Source organism: Paraburkholderia sp. 40 (assembly GCF_050434105.1).
Taxonomy (GTDB): Bacteria; Pseudomonadota; Gammaproteobacteria; order Burkholderiales; family Burkholderiaceae; genus Paraburkholderia; species Paraburkholderia tuberum.
On the sequence record NZ_JBNPVY010000004.1, the window covers coordinates 1,977,121 to 1,994,560 of the forward strand.

12 protein-coding genes are annotated in these 17,440 nt (G+C 67.1%); 8 read left to right on the plus strand and 4 right to left on the minus strand.

The genetic code is table 11. The annotated features are described in order from the left end of the window. Positions 1–88: 88 nt before the first annotated feature. Positions 89–1,936: a tetratricopeptide repeat protein gene (locus OKW28_RS30815; RefSeq protein ID WP_429451184.1), complete on the plus strand. Its 1,848-nt coding sequence runs from the start codon at positions 89–91 to the stop codon at positions 1,934–1,936. Positions 1,937–2,010: 74 nt separating this feature from the next. Here OKW28_RS30815 and OKW28_RS30820 read toward each other — a convergent pair whose 3' ends face one another. Next, complete coding sequence (locus OKW28_RS30820) at positions 2,011–3,312, minus strand: MFS transporter (protein ID WP_184027616.1); 1,302 nt, start codon at positions 3,310–3,312, stop codon at positions 2,011–2,013. 322 nt (positions 3,313–3,634) lie between these two features. Between OKW28_RS30820 and OKW28_RS30825 the strand changes: the two genes are divergently transcribed. Together OKW28_RS30825 and OKW28_RS30830 are read left to right on the plus strand one after the other, a co-directional pair. Continuing rightward, the gene (locus tag OKW28_RS30825) at positions 3,635–4,159 is read left to right on the plus strand and encodes a GNAT family N-acetyltransferase (protein ID WP_018421404.1); all 525 of its coding nucleotides are present in this window, start codon (positions 3,635–3,637) and stop codon (positions 4,157–4,159) included. Positions 4,160–4,359: 200 nt separating this feature from the next. Further along, the gene (locus OKW28_RS30830; RefSeq protein WP_429451186.1) at positions 4,360–5,397 is read left to right on the plus strand and encodes a hypothetical protein; all 1,038 of its coding nucleotides are present in this window, start codon (positions 4,360–4,362) and stop codon (positions 5,395–5,397) included. A 9-nt stretch (positions 5,398–5,406) separates the two neighbouring features. On the opposite strand, the gene OKW28_RS30835 is transcribed toward OKW28_RS30830, so the two are convergent. From OKW28_RS30835 to OKW28_RS30845, 3 genes are all read right to left on the minus strand, one after another. Then, positions 5,407–6,120, minus strand: a complete 714-nt coding sequence (locus OKW28_RS30835; protein ID WP_429451188.1) for a DUF2968 domain-containing protein — start codon at positions 6,118–6,120, stop codon at positions 5,407–5,409. A gap of 346 nt (positions 6,121–6,466) precedes the next feature. Then, entirely contained in the window at positions 6,467–7,918 is a 1,452-nt protein-coding gene (locus tag OKW28_RS30840) for a gamma-glutamyl-gamma-aminobutyrate hydrolase family protein (RefSeq protein ID WP_429451189.1), read from the minus strand. Positions 7,919–8,046: 128 nt separating this feature from the next. Next, complete coding sequence (locus OKW28_RS30845; protein WP_429451190.1) at positions 8,047–9,804, minus strand: cation:proton antiporter; 1,758 nt, start codon at positions 9,802–9,804, stop codon at positions 8,047–8,049. Positions 9,805–10,013: 209 nt separating this feature from the next. Here OKW28_RS30845 and OKW28_RS30850 point away from each other — a divergent pair, with 209 nt between their 5' ends. The 5 genes from OKW28_RS30850 (at position 10,014) to xdhC (ending at position 17,406) form a co-directional block, all read left to right on the plus strand. Further along, positions 10,014–11,393: an amidase gene (locus OKW28_RS30850; protein WP_429451192.1), complete on the plus strand. Its 1,380-nt coding sequence runs from the start codon at positions 10,014–10,016 to the stop codon at positions 11,391–11,393. 90 nt (positions 11,394–11,483) lie between these two features. After that, positions 11,484–11,996 carry a disulfide bond formation protein B gene (locus OKW28_RS30855; protein ID WP_429451194.1) on the plus strand — a complete coding sequence of 171 codons (513 nt, stop codon included), beginning with the start codon at positions 11,484–11,486 and terminating at the stop codon, positions 11,994–11,996. 385 nt (positions 11,997–12,381) lie between these two features. Beyond that, entirely contained in the window at positions 12,382–13,920 is a 1,539-nt protein-coding gene (gene xdhA / locus OKW28_RS30860; RefSeq protein WP_429451196.1) for a xanthine dehydrogenase small subunit, read from the plus strand. Then, positions 13,920–16,409: a xanthine dehydrogenase molybdopterin binding subunit gene (gene xdhB, locus OKW28_RS30865; RefSeq protein WP_429451198.1), complete on the plus strand. Its 2,490-nt coding sequence runs from the start codon at positions 13,920–13,922 to the stop codon at positions 16,407–16,409. Before xdhA ends, xdhB begins: the two co-directional genes overlap by 1 nt. Then, entirely contained in the window at positions 16,390–17,406 is a 1,017-nt protein-coding gene (gene xdhC, locus OKW28_RS30870; protein ID WP_429451200.1) for a xanthine dehydrogenase accessory protein XdhC, read from the plus strand. The genes xdhB and xdhC overlap by 20 nt, the downstream gene beginning before the upstream one ends. The last annotated feature ends 34 nt before the right edge of the window (positions 17,407–17,440 follow it).

Below are 17,440 nucleotides of genomic sequence, written 5' to 3' on the forward strand. Positions count from 1 at the left end.
GAACTCACGCTCCGCGCAAATCCGGGCCGCTTGCGCAAGTATGGGAAAATGCGCCCTCAGTCTGATTGATCCAAATGCCCTCCCCGTCATGCAACCTGTATTTGACCGCGCATTCGCGGCGCATCGTGACGGCCGCCTCGACGACGCCGAACGCGGCTACCGCGCCACGCTCGACCACGACCCCAGCCACGTCGACGCGCTGCATCTGCTCGGCGTGCTGCGCCACCAGCAGGGCCAGCACGCCGAAGCGGCGGCGCTGGTGCGGCGCGCGGTCGATCTGCGCCCCGAAGACGCGGCGCTGCAGCTGAACCTCGGCAATGCGCTGAAGGCGCTCGGCCAGATCGACGCCGCGATCGAGCAGTTCCGCAACGCGCTGACGCTCGCGCCGAGCTTCCCGATGGCGCACTACAACCTCGGCAACGCGTACGCGTCGCTAGGCCGTCACGAAGACGCCGCCGATGCGTTCGAACGTTCGCTGCGCCTGCAGCCGAACGACGCGTCGTCGCACAACAATCTCGGCAACGCGCTGCACGCGCTCGGCCGTCACGCGGACGCGATCGAGTCGTTCCGGCGCGCGCTCGAGCTGCGCCCCGGTCACGCGGGCGCGCTGAACAACATGGGCATGTCGCTGAACGCGCTCGATCGGCCGAACGAGGCGGTGCCCTGCTTCGAGGCCGCGCTCGCCGCCGAGCCGCGCTTCGTCGCCGCGCACTTCAATCTCGCGAATACGTTCGATGCGACCGGCCGCCATGCGCAGGCAGTCGCGTCATTTGAAGCGGCGCTGCGTCTGCAGCCGAACCTGCCGCCCGCGATCTATGGCATAGGCAACGCGCTCGCGGCGCTCGGCTGTGCCGAACAGGCGCTGCCGTATCTGGAGCGCGCGGTCGGGCTCGATCCGCAATTCGCGCTCGCGTGGCTTGCGCTCGGCACCGCGCACCAGGCGCTCGGCGCGCACACGGCCGCGGTGCGCGCGCTCGATCAGGCGTTGCGGCTGCGCCCGGATCTCGCGTCCGCGCATATGAACCGCGCGCTCGCGTGGCTCGCGATGCGCGACTTCGAGCGCGGGTTGCCCGAATACGAATGGCGCTTGCAAACCGTCGCGCAACCGGTGATCCAGACGTTGCCGCGCTGGCACGGCGAGTCGATCGAAAAATACACGCTGCTGATCCATGCCGAACAGGGTTTCGGCGACACGCTGCAGTTCGTGCGCTTCGTACCGCGCGCAGCGCTTCGCGCCGCGCGCGTCGTGCTGGAAGTGCAGCCGCACTTGGTGCCGCTCTTCGCGCCCGTCGCGCAGGAATGGCGCGTCTCGCTGATCGCGCAGGGCCAGCCGCGCCCCGCCGCCGATCTGCAGATTCCGCTCTTGAGCCTGCCGCTAGCGCTCGGCACGCGCTACGACACGATTGACGCGCGCACGCCCTATCTGAGCGTGCCGCCGGCCTATGGCCGCAAATGGCGCGGCTCGCTCGGCGGTCAGGCGAAGCGCAAGATCGGGATCGCATGGTCGGGGCGCATCCAGCGCAACGAAACCCGCACGATGCCGCTCGCCGCGCTGGAGCCGCTGTTCGCACTGGATGGCATCGACTGGATCGTGTTGCAGCCCGATCTGTCCGAGGACGACCGCGCGGCGCTCGATGCGCATCCGCGCGCGGCCGCGATCCATCGCTTCGACCACCGTATCGATGATTTCGCGGATACCGCGGCGATCGTCGAGCGGCTCGACGCGGTGGTGTCGATCGACACGTCGATCGCGCACCTCGCGGGCGCGCTGCGCAAGCCGCTGTGGCTGATGCTGCCGTTCGCCGCCGACTGGCGCTGGTTCGACGGCGATACGCGCAGCCCGTGGTATCCCGGCGCGACGCTCGTGCGTCAGCCGCGGCCGGGCGCGTGGGATGAAGTCGTCGAGGCGGTCGCTAACGAATTGCGGCACGGGTAGCCACAGACCACACGCCGCAAACAAAAGACCCCGCTATCGCGGGGTCTTTTGTTTTCAGAACACGAAGTGAACCGTCAGGCCGCCCGATACTGATTGCGTGACTCCGGCGTGCGATACAGGAACAGCGTCGCGAGCAGACCGCAGATTGCCGCCACGCCGAGGACCAGGCCCGGCGCCGCCTTGTTGCTGGTCACGTGGATCAGCAGCGTGGCGATGGCCGGCGTGAAGCCGCCGATCGTCGTCGCGAGACTGTACGCGAGTGAGAAGCCAGCGGTTCGCACTTCGACCGGCATCACTTCGGTCAGCGCGACGACCATCGCGCCGTTGTAGCAGCCGTACAGGAACGACAACCACAGCTGCACCGCGAGCAGACGCGCGAACGACGGTTCGGCGACGAGCCATTGCAGCGCCGGATACGCGGTGAGGATCGTCAGGATCGTGAACGCGAGCAGCACCGGACGGCGGCCGATGCGGTCCGACAACGCGCCGGACAACGGCAGCCAGATCAGATTTGAGATACCGACGCAGACGGTGACGACGAGCGCGTCGATCGCCGACAGCTTCAGCACTTCCCTGCCGAAGGTCGGCGTGTAAGCGGTGATCATGTAGAACGACACGGTCGTCATGACGACCATGCCCATGCCGCCCAGCACGATCGGGTAGTTCGCGAGCATCGACTTCAGGATCTCGCCCACGCTCGGACGATGCTTGCGCGCCGTGAACTCCTCGGTTTCCTGCAGCGAGCGGCGGATGATGAACAGGAACGGCACGATCAGACAGCCGATCAGGAACGGCACGCGCCAGCCCCACGCGAACATCTGCTCGGCGGGCAGAATCTTGTTGAGCATCACGCCGATCAGCGCGGCGAATACCACCGCGACCTGCTGGCTGCCCGATTGCCACGAGCAATAGAAGCCCTTGTTGCCCTTCGTCGCGATCTCCGACAGATACACCGACACGCCGCCGAGTTCAGCGCCGGCGGAGAAGCCTTGCAGCAGCCGGCCGAGCAGCACCAGCACGGGCGCCACGAGCCCGATGGTCGCGTAGCCCGGTATCGTTGCGACCGTCAGGGTGCCGAGCGCCATCAGGCTCAGTGTGAGGATCAGGCCTTTGCGACGGCCGTGATGGTCGATGTAGGCGCCGAGCACGATCGCGCCGAGCGGACGCATCAGGAAGCCCGCGCCGAACACGGACAGCGACAGCATCAGCGACGCGAAATCGCTGCCGCCAGGAAAGTAGGTCTTGGCGATCGCGGAAGCGTAGTAGCCATAGACCATGAAGTCGTACATTTCAAGAAAGTTGCCGCTGACAACGCGGAACACTGTCTTGACCTTGGATTCTTCGGTGGTGGAAGCGGCGTGGGTCGCTGTAGACATGACACTCTCAGATGGGCCCGCCGCCCTGTCGGACGGATCGACGCGGACGGTGACGAGCGGGCAGTTGAAACGATCCACTGCGTTTGGCAAGCGGATGCTGCAGGCGGACGCACAGGTATAAGCAAGTGCGTCCGGGGGCGCCGCATTTTGCTGCTCACGGGGCTCATTCGATATGAGGGTAAACGCTGAGCTCGATGTCGGGCCGAAGCCACGTAATGTTACTGCTGATAGGGTCGACGCGAAACGCATACAGTCTGCTTACGCGCGACACCCGCGGGCGGCGGTAGACTGTCCGCGCGAGGCCATTCAGTCGATTACTCGGATGCGAACCACCCCTGCTCTTTCCCTGCGCCCCGCCACGCTCGAGGACGCCGCGCTGATTGCGTCGATCCACAGCGCCAGTTGGCAGGCGACCTATCGCGGTCTGTTGCCCGACGCGTTCCTCGACGGCGAAGTCACGCGCGAACGCGCCGCCTATTGGGAAGCACGTCTCGGCGCGCCGGGCGGCGAGCGCCGCATCGTGCTGATCGCCGAGCTGGCCGGCGAGCCGGCCGGCTTCGTGTGTGTCGAGCGCCAGCCCGAGTCCGCGTGGGGTGTGCTGCTCGACAACCTGCATGCGCTGCCCGGTTATCAGGGCATCGGCGTCGGCAAAACACTGATGCACGCGGCCGTAGACTGGACGCGCGCGCAAGGCGAGGCACAGCTGTATCTGTACGTGCTCGAGGGCAATACGGCGGCGATCGGCTTTTACGAGCGACACGGCTGGCAGTTGGTCGGCGCGGAGCCCGATCAGATGGGCGGCGTGGATATCACCGCGTTGCGCTACGTGTACCGGTTGAAGGCTTGAACGCCGTGGTTGAGTGTGCGTGAAGCGCGTGGCGTCGCGGGGACGGCGCGCGCCGGCAGCGTCCCTGTTTTCGGAGTCATCTGAACGGTGGACGACGTAGTTTCGAGGCATGATTTTCTGTTGCCGATGGCTTCATCGGCCCCCTACAGATTCCGTCACTGCCGCACCGGTGAGCCTGTCCGAGACACCGGAAGAAACCGATGACCAGCACGCCGCTCATCTTGATCGAAGGCGCATTTGCGCTTCCCCCTCTCCGTGCGCTCGACCACCTGCCCGAACCGTTCGGCCGCGACTGGGCGTTGCTGTCCGGCGCTCAGCGCTGGCGAACCGGGCTCGATTCGCTGTATGCCGCGCTGCTGCGCACCATGTGCGTCAGAGATCAGCAGTTGCTGTCGTATGGGCAGTGGGTGTCGATCGACGGCGTGCTGACCGGCGTGCTAACTGACATGAAGCGGCCGGCAGAGACGCCCGTCGCGAACGCCACGCAGCCTGCCGGGGAACCGTCGAATACCGCGACGGCGGCGCATCCCGCTATGCAACGGAAGGTGCCTCAGGGTCCAATGCGAATCGCGCTCAAGGCCCGCTCGCCGCGAATCGCGCAGCGGCGCACTGTGCGGCATCGGCGAACGGTCGCGGCGAGTGCCGGCGTAATCGGCTGCGTCCTGGTGCTGGCGTGGTGGATCGTCGATCAGCCTCCGGCGCAGCGGCATATGACCTCCGACATGCTGAAATCGGCGCAAGCTCTGATGCCCCGTCGTGATGCGCCGGCGCCGCTAGAAAAGCGTCGTGCGCAGCATCTGGTTGCGAGTGCCGAGGCACCGGTGATTGCGGAGGCCGTCACACCGGCTCCTGGGCTTCCGCCATTACCTGTCGACGTGGCCGCCGCCGCACCCGCGCGCATCGTGGCTTTGCCTCAGCGCACCGCCACGCGACATGCGCCCACCCCGCGTGACACGATTCACTCATCGCCTCCGCGTCGTGCGCTTCGCGTGCAAACGCATCCGCTTCCGGTAAATCGCCATGCCGCGAATGACCCATCGCATGAAGCGCGCGTTCGTACCAGGTTCGGCGAAGACGGATACGCTGATGTAACGACGTTCGCCATGATGTCTTTGCGCGACGTCGCGCCGCTGCCGCGCTCCACCGTGTCGAACAATCTGCCGGCAAATAGCACCGAGTGGATGAACCACATATCGCAGCGTCGCGTCACCGAAATCCCGGAACAATTCGCGCAATGAGCGCCGCCGTTACTTCGACGCAGGCAAACCCGCTTCCGTCTGCTGCTGCAAGCGCGTGACCGCGCTTTGAAGCTGACGCAATTGCGCCTGCGCGTTGTCGCGCTCCGCGCGCAGCGCGAGCGCCTCGTCGCGCGTCTGCCGCTGCCGGTCGTCGACCTTCGCCTGCTGCGTGCGGGCGACGTCGAGATCGGTCTGCAGCCGTTGCGCCCGCTGCTGCGATATCGCGATGCTGCCCTGCAGATACGCATTCTGCGCCTGCAACCGCGTGCGATGAATCTCGACGTCCGCGAGTTGCTGCGTCTGCTGCGCGAAACCGGCGTAGATCGCTTCCGCGCGCTCTGCCGAATCGCTCCTGATCACGCGCCAGAAATGCTTGTTCTGAAACAACGCGACGTAGTACGTCATCCGCGGCGGATGGAAGAACAGGCTCGCACCGTAGCTGCCGTTGTAGGTCGTGCGCAGTTCGCTGAGGTTCGCGTCGTGGATCAACTGGATCAAATCGGCGACGTCGCCGCGCGCGGCGGAGGGGGTATTCGCGGACACCTCGGGCTCAGCGACGGACTGGGGGCCAGCCTCTCGCGGCGCCAACTCCCCTGGAGCCGGCCGCGTGCCCACCAGCGGCGCGCTCACGCTGTCCTGCTGTGCCACCGCAACACCCGTATGCCATAACGCATAGACACCGGCGAGCAACATAGCGCGCCGGATAACCAAGGAGTACTTCATATGCCTGCTCCACGCCGATCCAGAATGACGTTGGATTATCGCGCGGATTTATCGCGACGCGAAGCTCGTGGGCACTGTATGGACACGCTCGAAATCGAGATAGATGGTTGGTGCAGCGAATCACTCCATCCCGAAATCACAGTCGCAAAATAAAGACGCCACCCATCTCGCACTCCTGATTATTTCGAGAGAAGAAAACGCACTGCCACATAACGTGACAGTGCGTCAGATGGATGGAATGGCTCCGTCGGGCTGGGGAAAACAGCGAAAGCGCGGGACCGATGCGCAACCACGCCGCGGACTCAACCTCGACCGCGCACGCCGCGCCAACGCAAACCCGCCATGCTTAAAACCGCGTCTCGCGCGCGACCCGCAGGAACGTATCGAGCAACGGTGTGCAATCGAGCAGCTCCGGGCCGCCCGCGCGATGAAACTCGGGGTGCCACTGCACGCCCATCACGAATGGCGCGCGCCGGTAGCGCACTGCCTCGATGATGCCGTCCGACGCCGACACCGCCTCGATATTCAGATCGCGGCCCAGCGTCTTTACCGCCTGATGGTGGATCGAATTGACGATCGCGTCGCGTCGTCCGGGGAACATGTTCAGCAGCGTCGAGCCATCCGGAAAATGCACGCCGTGCCGGTGCTGATCGTAGTTTTCGTTGACGTGGGCGTTCGCGGTGGGCACTTCGGTCGCGATGTCCTGATATAGCGTGCCGCCGAACGCGACATTGATCAGCTGACAGCCGCGGCACACGCCGAGCACCGGCTTGCCCGATTCGACGAACTCGTGCAGCAGCTCGAGCTCGTACATGTCGCGCACGCGGTCACCGGGCCATTCGTGGCTGGTCGCCGATTCCGCATACGTCTGCGGCGACACGTCGGCGCCGCCTTGCAGCAGCAGGCCATCGAGATGCTTCGCATAGTCGCGCAGGCGGATGTTGCTCGGGTGCAGCATGCCCTGATGACCAACGGTCGGGATCATGAACACCAGCACGTCGCGCGACATCACCCAGTGCGCGATCGACTCCTCCAGATACTGCAGCGTCTTGCCGCGCAAGCCCTTCGCGCCCGGTTCCGGATGGAAGATGCGCGCCGACACGCCGATGCGCAGCGTGCGCTGCGTGATCCGCTGCCCCGCGCGATCGAACAGCTGCCGCGCGCGCGCCGCGATGATGCGGCCGAACACGCTCCACGCGGAGTCGCTCTGCTTCAGATAACGCGGTGGCGACGGCGGAAGCGCGTTGGGTGGCGGCGGGTTCGTGGCGCTGAAATCGGGTGCCGCGCCGAAACCGGGCGGCGGCGAGCCGGGCGCGCGCGCCGCGGGTGCGGCGGCTGCCTCGGTGGCGATTTCGTCGTCGGTGGCGATGTCCGCGGCGCTAATGCCCCCCGCGTGCGGCTTGCCGGCGGCCGCCGTCGGTTTGACGACTGGCTCGGGTTTCACCATGGTCGCGCCGCCGGCGTACGTACCAGCGCGCCGCGCTTCGCGCTCGTGCACCTTGGCTTCCTGCCGCGCGGTCGATTCGGCGGCGGCGCTGCGCGCCTCGGCCGCGTCGCGCAGCCGCGCCGTTCGCGGATCTTCGGGCGTGACCGACGATGCGCTGAGCGGATCGTCGCTCGACGACCTCGCGATCGCCTCCTCGGCCGCCGGGCTCGTGTCTTTGGCGGCCGACCGGGTGGCATCTTCATGCGACGGAGGAAGCGAGGCGGCCGGTTCGGCCGGTGCGCTGCTCGGCGCGGGGGAGGCCGGCTGCGGACTGCCGGTCGTGCCGGCGTTTTCGGGTTTGTTTTCGCTCATGACTGTCGGACGGGCGCCTTACACGCGAACGAATGAATATGCCCTGATTATCCGTCAGTGCTGCAGGCCCCGCAAACCCGCACACAATTGCTCACATTGTTGCGAAGCGTTACACCGACCCCGATGAGTCAAGGATCCGGCCGCTCTTCGAAGGTTTCCCGCAACGCGATCTGCATCGACGCATGAATCTTCACGCACCAGCGCCACACGAGCGCGAGCAGCAGCGCGGCGCACACGAGCACCGCGACGAGCAGGCCGGTCGGCGGCAGGATGCTGCCCGACAGCGCCGCCACCAGCAGAAACACGCCGATCATCGACACGATCGGCACGAGATCGGCGATCGCGTGACGCAGCGCGCTCGTGAAGCGTCCCGCGGTGGTCGGCTGCACGCTGACTTCGGCGAGCAGCAGCGCGAGCGACTTGGTCTTGCGATACACGGCCACGAGAAACGGCAGCGAAACGACGAGCGCGACGCTCCACTGCACGACGCGTTGCAGCGGCTCTTCGTCGAGCCAGTGCGCGAGCAGCCGGCCGCTATGCGGCGCGCTATACGACACGGCCAGGAAAATGGCCGCGACGAGCGCGAGATTCACCGCGATCTGCAATACGATCCGCCGCGTCATGCTGATGAGCGTCGGCTCGCCGCGCGCCGTGATCAAACTGCGCAGCCATTGCCCGTACATGCCGAACACGTTGGACAACGTGGCGGGCATCGCCTGCCCGATGCGGCGCGTGAGCGGATCGGCGACGCGGATCAGATATGGCGTCGTCAGCGTCGTCAATGCCGACACGGCGACCGCGATCGGATACAGAAACCCGCTCGTCACCTTCAACGTCAGACCGAGCGTCGCGATGATGAACGAGAACTCGCCGATCTGCGACACGGTCATGCCGACGCGCATCGAGGTGCGCGCGTCCTGCCCCGACAGAAACGTGCCGAGCCCGCACGACACGATCTTGCCGACGATCACCGCGAGCGTGATCACGGCGATCGGCCATCCGTAGTCGAGCATCACGGCCGGGTTCAGCATCAGTCCGATCGTCACGAAGAAGATCGCGGAAAACGCGTCGCGCAGCGGCGCGATCAGATGCTCGATCCGATGCAGATGGCGCGACTCGGCCATGATCGCGCCGATCAGGAACGCGCCGAGCGCGATGCTGTAATCGAGCTTGACGACCAGCAGACAGAAGCCGAAGCAGAAGCCGAGCACGGACACGAGCATCATCTCGTCGCTGCCCGTGCGCGCGACGTAGTTCAGCGCGCGCGGCACGAGCAGCACGCCGACCAGCAGCGACACCGTCATGAACAGCAGCAGCTTGCCGAGCGTGACGGCCGCGAGCCCGGCCGACAGCTGCCCGGTCTGCGCGATGCCGGTCAGCAGCACGAGCATCGCGATACCGAGAATGTCCTCGACGATCAGAATGCCGAACACGAGCTGCGCGAAGCTTTCGCGTTTGAGTCCGAGATCGGACAGCGCCTTCACGATGATCGTCGTCGACGAGATCGCGAGGATCGCGCCGAGGAACAGCGAGTCCATCGGAGTCCAGCCGAACGCGCTGCCGATCTCGTAGCCGATCCACAGCATCAGCACGATTTCGGAGAGCGCGGCGACGATCGCCGTCGCGCCGACCTTGAACAGCTTGCGCAGGCTGAATTCGAGGCCCAGCGAAAACATCAGGAACACGACACCCAGCTCGCCGAGCGTCTGGATCGTCTGTTCGTCGTGGATCAATTGGAACGGCGGCGTGTACGGTCCGATGATCACGCCGGCCGCGATATAGCCGAGCACCACCGGTTGCTTCAGGCGATGGAACAGCACGGTGACGACGCCGGCCAGCGCCATCACGACGGCCAGATCCTGGATGAAGCCGATGCCATGGTGCATGAGCGCCTTCCTTACAAACAGTAATCTCGGAAAGCGCAGTGTAGCAAACGAACCAGCCATCTTTTTGGCGAATTCGCGCGCCGCGCCGCCAGTAGCAGGCCGCTCGGCCGCAAAACCTTGCTCTACAATGCGGACGGACCTTTCCCTTTGGCTCCGCACTGCCTCGCTCATGCGCCCGCGCTGCGCTCAACCGGATTTCTACCGACATCATGGCCACTGAATTCGCCCCCTTCCCGCCGCTTGCCCAGCTTGCCGCCGATCTCGCCGCCGGCCGCACGACGAGCCGCGCGCTCGTCGAAACCGCGCTGGACCGGATCGCCGATCCGGCTGGCCAGGGCGCCGCCGTCTTCATGCACGTCGACACCGACGCCGCGCGCGCCGCCGCCGACGCGCACGACCGCCTGCGTGCGGCCGGCACCGTGCTGTCGCCGCTCGCCGGGATTCCGCTATCGGTCAAGGACCTGTTCGACATCGAAGGCCAGCCGACCCGCGCGGGCTCCGTCGTGCTCGCCGACGCGCCCGCCGCGAAGGCCGACGCGGTCGCGGTCGCGCGTCTGAAGCGGGCCGGCGCCGTGATCGTCGGGCGGACCAACATGAGCGAGTTCGCGTTTTCCGGACTCGGCCTGAATCCGCACTACGGCCATCCGCTGTCGCCGTACCGGCGCGGCGTGAAGGGCGACGAGCGGATTTCGGGCGGCTCGTCGTCGGGCGCGGCCGCGTCGGTCGCCGACGGCATGGCCGCGGTCGCGCTCGGCACCGACACCGGCGGCTCGATCCGCATCCCGGCCGCCTTGTGCGGGCTGACCGGCTTCAAGCCGACCGCCGCGCGCATCCCGAAGCAGGGCGGCGTGCCGCTGTCGTCGACGCTCGATTCGTTCGGGCCGATCGGCGTGTCGGTCGCATGCTGCGCGCTGGTCGACCGGATGCTCGCCGGGCTCGAGCCGCGCATCCCGGCCGCGCGGCCGCTCGAAGGCGTGCGCCTCGGCGTGCTGACCAATTTCGTGACCGACGGCGTCGAGCCCGAAGTCGCGCGCGCGATCGATACCGCGCTCAAGCATCTGGAGGCGGCCGGCGCGATCGTCAGCGAGGTGCGCTTCGCGCCGCTCGACCGGCTGCCGGAGATCAACCGCTTTGGCTTTTCGTCGATCGAGGCGTATGCGTGGCATCGTCCGCTGCTCGACAAGCATCGCGAGCAGTACGATCCGCGCGTGCTCGTGCGCATCATGAAGGGGCAGCCGGCCAGCGCGGTCGATTATCTGGACCTCGTCGCCGAGCGCGACGCGATGCTCGACGAAGCCGCGCGCACGCTGTGGCAGCGTTTCGACGCGGTCGTCGCGCCGACCGTGCCGGTCGTGCCGCCGCGCCTCGCCGACCTGCTCAACGACGACGACGCGTTCGGCCGCACCAATGCGCTGATCCTGCGCAATCCGAGCGCGTTCAACTTCCTCGATAGCTGCGCGCTGTCGCTGCCGTGCCATCTGCGCGGCGACGCGCCGGTCGGCCTGATGCTGGCGGGCGCACCGCACGCCGACGACGCGCTGCTCGCGATCGGCCGCGCGGCCGAGGCAGTGCTGAAAGCGATCCGGTAAAGAACGCCGGGGTTTCCCGCCCGGCGCGGCCGGGGTTCGCGCTAGAATCGCGGGCACCCGCCCTTTCGTCTTCAGACCAATCGATGATCCATGACTAACGACTCCGCAATGCTGCGCCGCGAGCGCACCCTGCTGGTTCTGCTCGGCCTGATCTGCCTCGCCCTCGTGGGCGGTGCGTTGTATCTGCAGTTCGGCCTGCGCGAAGACCCGTGCCCGCTGTGCATCATCCAGCGCTATTTCTTCCTGCTGATCGCGATCTTCGCGTTCCTCGGCGCGTGGTTCAGGCACTGGCGCGGCGTGCGCCTGCTCGAAGTGATGGCGGCGCTGTCGGCGCTCGCCGGCATCGCGACCGCGGCGCGCCATGTGTACATCCAGGCGAATCCTGGCTTCAGCTGCGGCTTCGACGCACTGCAGCCGGTGGTCGACAGCCTGCCCCCCGCGCACTGGCTGCCGAGCGTGTTCAAGGTCGCGGGCCTGTGCGAAACCGCATATCCGCCGATTCTCGGGCTGACGCTGCCGATGTGGTCGGGCGTCGCGTTTATCGTCGCGTTCGTCGCGCTGGTGCTGAGCCTGGTGCGCAATCGCCATCGTCGGGTGTCCTGACGGCGGGCAAGCCTGGTCGAGCGAGCTTCGATCGCCGCCTGAAGCGCCGCACTCGCCGCCAGGGTGCTTACCGATTCGCATCGCCAATGACGCCGAACTTGGTGTTGCCCATGCTGGGCACCGAAGTCCGGCGTTTTTTCTGCGCGACGTTCCGCGATCGCGCGCCGTTCCTCTCGGCCCCCGCTCCGCGCAGGCAACTTCTCGCCTCGGCGCGAATCGTACGGGGATCATGACCGCCGCCGCATGAGCTTCATGCGACACGGGAAATATTTTCTGGCCGGGGTAGTGCTATCTTCGGGTATGGATGGCGATCTACGTGCGCGAGGCCGGCTTTTGCGACCCCATGCGTAACGCGCGCCCGGTCCGCACTGTCTTCCGATTCGCCATGACAACGCAAACCATCCGCTTCTACCACCAGGGGGCCGTCCGCGAGGTCGCGGGCGTTCCCGCGACGCGCACCGTGCTGCAGCACCTGCGCGAGGACTTACGCTGCACCGGCACCAAGGAAGGCTGCGCGGAAGGCGACTGCGGCGCATGCACGGTCGTGATCGGCGAACTCGATGCGCGCGGCGACCTCACGTTGAAGGCGGTCAATGCCTGCATCCAGTTCCTGCCGACACTCGACGGCCGCGCCCTCTTCACCGTCGAAGACCTGCGCGCCGCGAACGGCGCGCTGCATCCGGTGCAGCAGGCGTTGGTCGACTGTCACGGTTCGCAATGCGGCTTCTGCACACCTGGCTTCGTCATGTCTATGTGGGCGCTCTACGAGAACCAGCCCGTCAGCGCCGGCCTGCCGACCCGCCATGAAATCGACGCCGCGCTGTCCGGCAATCTGTGCCGATGCACGGGCTACCGGCCGATCATCGACGCCGCGCAGAAGATGTTCGACTACGCGCAGCATCCACGCGTCGCGCTCGATCGCGAGGCAATCGCGGCCACGCTGCGCACGCTGCAACGCGAAGACACGTTCGAATACAGCGCGCCCGGCACCCGCGGCGCCGCCTTCGGCTCGCCCACCTTCCACGCCCCGCTCACGCTCGACGCGTTCGCGAGCCTGCGCGCGCAGTATCCGGACGCGCGCATCGTCGCGGGCAGCACCGACGTCGGCTTGTGGGTCACCAAGCAGTTCCGCGATCTCGGCGACCTGCTGTACACCGGCAACGTCGCGGAACTGAAGACGATCGCGCGCGACGCGCAAACGCAGACCATCGGTGCGGCGGTCACGCTCGAGGACGCATACGCGGCGCTCACCGCCGACTACCCCGAACTCGCCGAACTATGGACGCGCTTCGCATCGCTGCCGATCCGCAATGCGGGCACGCTCGGCGGCAACGTCGCGAACGGCTCGCCGATCGGCGATTCGATGCCGGCACTGCTCGCGCTCGGCGCCGCCGTCGAGTTGCGCCGCGATCGCACGACCCGCACCGTGCCGCTCGACGCGTTCTACCTCGGCTATCAGAAGACCGCGCTCGCGGAAGGCGAATTCGTCAGCGCGCTGCGCGTGCCTCGGCCGGCCGGCGCGCTGCGGTTTCGCACCTACAAGGTGGCGAAGCGTTACGACCAGGACATCTCGGCGGTGTGCGCGGCGTTTGCGCTGCACGTCGCGGAAGATGGCACGATCCGCGCGGCGCGGGTCGCGTTCGGCGGCATGGCGGCGACGCCGAAGCGGGCCGCGCATGCCGAAGCCGCCCTCAACGGCGCGGCGTGGGACGAACCGACGGCCCGTCGCGCGATGGACGCGCTCGCCGCCGACTATCAGCCGCTCACCGACATGCGCGCGTCGAGCGCGTATCGGCTGAAGATCGCGCGCAATCTGCTGTGGCGCTTCTACCTCGAAACGCGCGACGACGCGCCGCTCGCGCTCTGCGACGTGAACGCGTTCGCGTTCGAGGCGGACGCAGCCGTCGTGAAGGAGTCGCCGTGATGAACCGCACCGATGCCTTTATCGAACGCGCGGGCGCGCGTGCCGATCAACGCGAGGACGCGTCGATCGGCGTACCGCTGCCGCACGAATCCGCCGCGCTGCACGTCAGCGGCGAAGCGACCTACACGGACGACATCGCCGAGCTGCACGGCACGCTGCACGCGGCGCTCGGCCTGTCGCGCCATGCGCATGCGCGCATCGTGTCGATGGATCTCGACGCGGTGAGAAACGCGCCCGGCGTGATCGCGGTGCTGAGCGCCGACGATATCCCCGGCGAAAACAATTGCGGCCCGGTGCTGCACGACGATCCGATCCTCGCCGACGGCGAAGTGCTCTATCTGGGCCAGCCGGTCTTCGCGGTGATCGCCGAGAGCCACGAACTCGCACGTCGCGCCGCCGCGCTCGCGAAAAGCGACGACGTGATCCGCTACGAGCCGCTCGACGCGATCCTCACCGCCGCCGATGCGAAAGCCGCGAAACAGTTCGTGCTGCCGCCACTGCATCTGCGGCGCGGCGACCCCGACGCGAAGATCGCCGCCGCGCCGCATCGACTGGCTGGCACGTTCGAGGTCGGCGGCCAGGAGCAGTTCTATCTCGAAGGCCAGATCGCCTATGCGGTGCCGAAGGAAATGGACGGCATGCTCGTCTACAGCTCGACGCAGCATCCGAGCGAAATGCAGCAGGTCGTCGCGCACATGCTCGACTGGCCCGCGCATAACGTCGTCTGCGAATGCCGGCGCATGGGCGGCGGCTTCGGCGGCAAGGAATCGCAATCGGCGCTGTTCGCGTGCGTGGCCGCGCTTGCGGCGCAACGCCTGCGTCGCCCGGTCAAGCTGCGCGCCGATCGCGACGACGACTTTCTGATCACCGGCAAGCGCCACGATGCGGTCTACGAGTACGAAGCGGGCTTTGACGAGCAAGGCCGCCTGCTTGGCGTGCGCGTCGAAATCGCATTGCGCGCCGGCTATTCCGCGGATCTGTCCGGCGCGGTCGCGACGCGCGCGGTGTGCCACTTCGACAACGCGTACTACCTGTCCGACGTCGATATCGTCGCGCTGTGCTGCAAGACCAATACCCAGTCGAACACCGCGTTTCGCGGCTTCGGCGGACCGCAGGGCGCGCTCGTGATGGAGGTGCTGCTCGACGGCATCGCGCGCGAGCTGCGGCTCGATCCGCTCGACGTGCGGCTCGCGAATTACTACGGCGTCGGCGAACGCGATACGACGCCGTACGGACAACGCGTCGAAGACAACATCATCGCGCCGCTGACCGACGCGCTGCTAGATTCGAGTGACTACCGCGCGCGTCGCGCGGCACTCGCCGAATTCAATGCGAAGAGTCCCGTGCTCAAACGCGGCCTCGCGTTTTCGCCGGTCAAGTTCGGCATCTCGTTCAACGTGCCGTTCCTGAATCAGGCCGGCGCGCTCGTGCACGTGTACAAGGACGGCTCCGTGCTCGTCAATCACGGCGGCACCGAGATGGGCCAGGGGCTCAACACGAAAGTCGCGCAGGTGGTCGCGAACCAGTTCGGCTTGCCGTTAGCGCGCGTCCGGGTGACCGCGACCGACACCTCGAAGATCGCCAACACGTCGGCAACGGCGGCCTCGACCGGCAGCGACCTGAACGGCATGGCTGCCGAAGCCGCCGCGCAGACGATCCGCGCGCGGCTCGCGGAACTCGCGGCACGCCAGCTCGGCGGCGACGCGAACGACGTGCAATTCGCGCGCGGCAGCGTGTCGGTGAACGGCGGCGCGCTGCCGTTCGAACAGCTCGTCAACGCCGCGTATCTCGCGCGCGTGCAGTTGTGGTCGGACGGCTTCTACGCGACGCCGAAAGTGCATTGGGATGCGAAGTCGCTGACCGGTCATCCGTTCTATTACTTCGCGTATGGTGCGGCGGTGTCGGAGGTCGTCGTCGATACGCTGACCGGCGAGTGGAAGCTCCTGCGCGCGGACTTGCTGCACGACGCGGGCCAGTCGATCAATCCGGCGATCGATCTCGGCCAGATCGAAGGCGGCTTCATTCAGGGCATGGGCTGGCTCACCACTGAAGAGCTATGGTGGAGCCGCGACGGCCGCCTGATGACGCACGCGCCGTCGACGTACAAGATTCCCGCGGTCAGCGACACGCCCGCCGCGTTCCACGTTCGGCTCTACGACAACAGTAACGCCGAGCCGACCGTGTTCCGCTCGAAGGCGGTCGGCGAGCCGCCGTTGCTGCTGCCGTTTTCGGTGTTTCTCGCGATTTGCGACGCGATCGCGGCCGCAGTGCCGGGCGCGCGACATGCTCCGCCGTTGCGCGCGCCGGCGACGCCCGAGGCGATACTCGATGCGCTGGACACGTTGAGTGCGATGAACGCGTCGCAGACCGCAGATCGGACCGAAGCCGCCGCGCACCCCGATAGCACCGACACAAACACGCAACCCGCCGCGGAAACGCCCCACGCGGCCCCCCACGGAGAATCGCCGGATGCAAGCCTGGCTCACTGACCTGCAACATCTGCTCGCGCATGGCGACGCCGCCGTGCTGGTGACGGTCGCGCGCGTCGAAGGTTCGGCGCCGCGCGAAGCCGGCACGAAGATGATCGTCACGCGCGAGGCGGCCAAGCATACGATTGGCGGCGGCCACCTCGAATGGAAGGCGATCGATACCGCGCGCCAGGTGCTGCGCGACGGCATGCGCGCGCCGCACATGCGGCGGCTCGAACGCTTCGCGCTGGGGCCGAGCCTCGGCCAGTGCTGCGGCGGCGCCGTGATCCTCGCGTTCGAGCGGCTCGACGTCGGCGATCTCGGCTGGCTCACGTCGCTCGCCAAGCGCCTCGCGGCGGGGCAATCGACGGTGCGTAGCGTATCATTCGGCCCCGCGCCGGATGCGGTGATGCTGTCCGAGCCCGAGCCCGGCATCGACGGCGCCGACTGTCTGCTGTGGGACGGCGCCGGTTTCGACGACAGCAGCGCGCTCCTGACCGAAACCATCGCACCGGGCGAATTCGCCGTCGTGCTGTTCGGCGCCGGTCACGTCGGCGCGGCGCTCGTGCGCGTGCTGGCGACACTGCCTTGCACGGTGCGCTGGGTCGACGAGCGCGACGCGCAGTTTCCGTCGCTCGATGCGCTGCACGCGGCGAACGTGACGATCGACGCGAACGACGCACCCGACGAGGCGATCGATCAGGCCGCGCCGAACACGTACTTCGTCGTGATGACGCACAACCACGCGCGCGATCTCGAACTGGCCGAACGCATCCTGCGGCGCGGCGACTTCGCGTTCTTCGGCATGATCGGCTCGCATACCAAGCGCAAGCAGTTCGAGCATCGGCTCGCGGCTCGCGGCATCGATCCGGCGCGGATCACGCGGATGAAGTGTCCGCTCGGTGTCGACGGCATCGTCGACAAGTCGCCCGAGGTCATCGCGATCTCGGCGGCCGCGCAGGTGTTGCAGGCCGTCGAGGCGAACGCGGGTGCGCGCCACCCGACGCAGGCGGTTTGATACGCGGCCTGCGCCGCTCGTTACCCACCACACA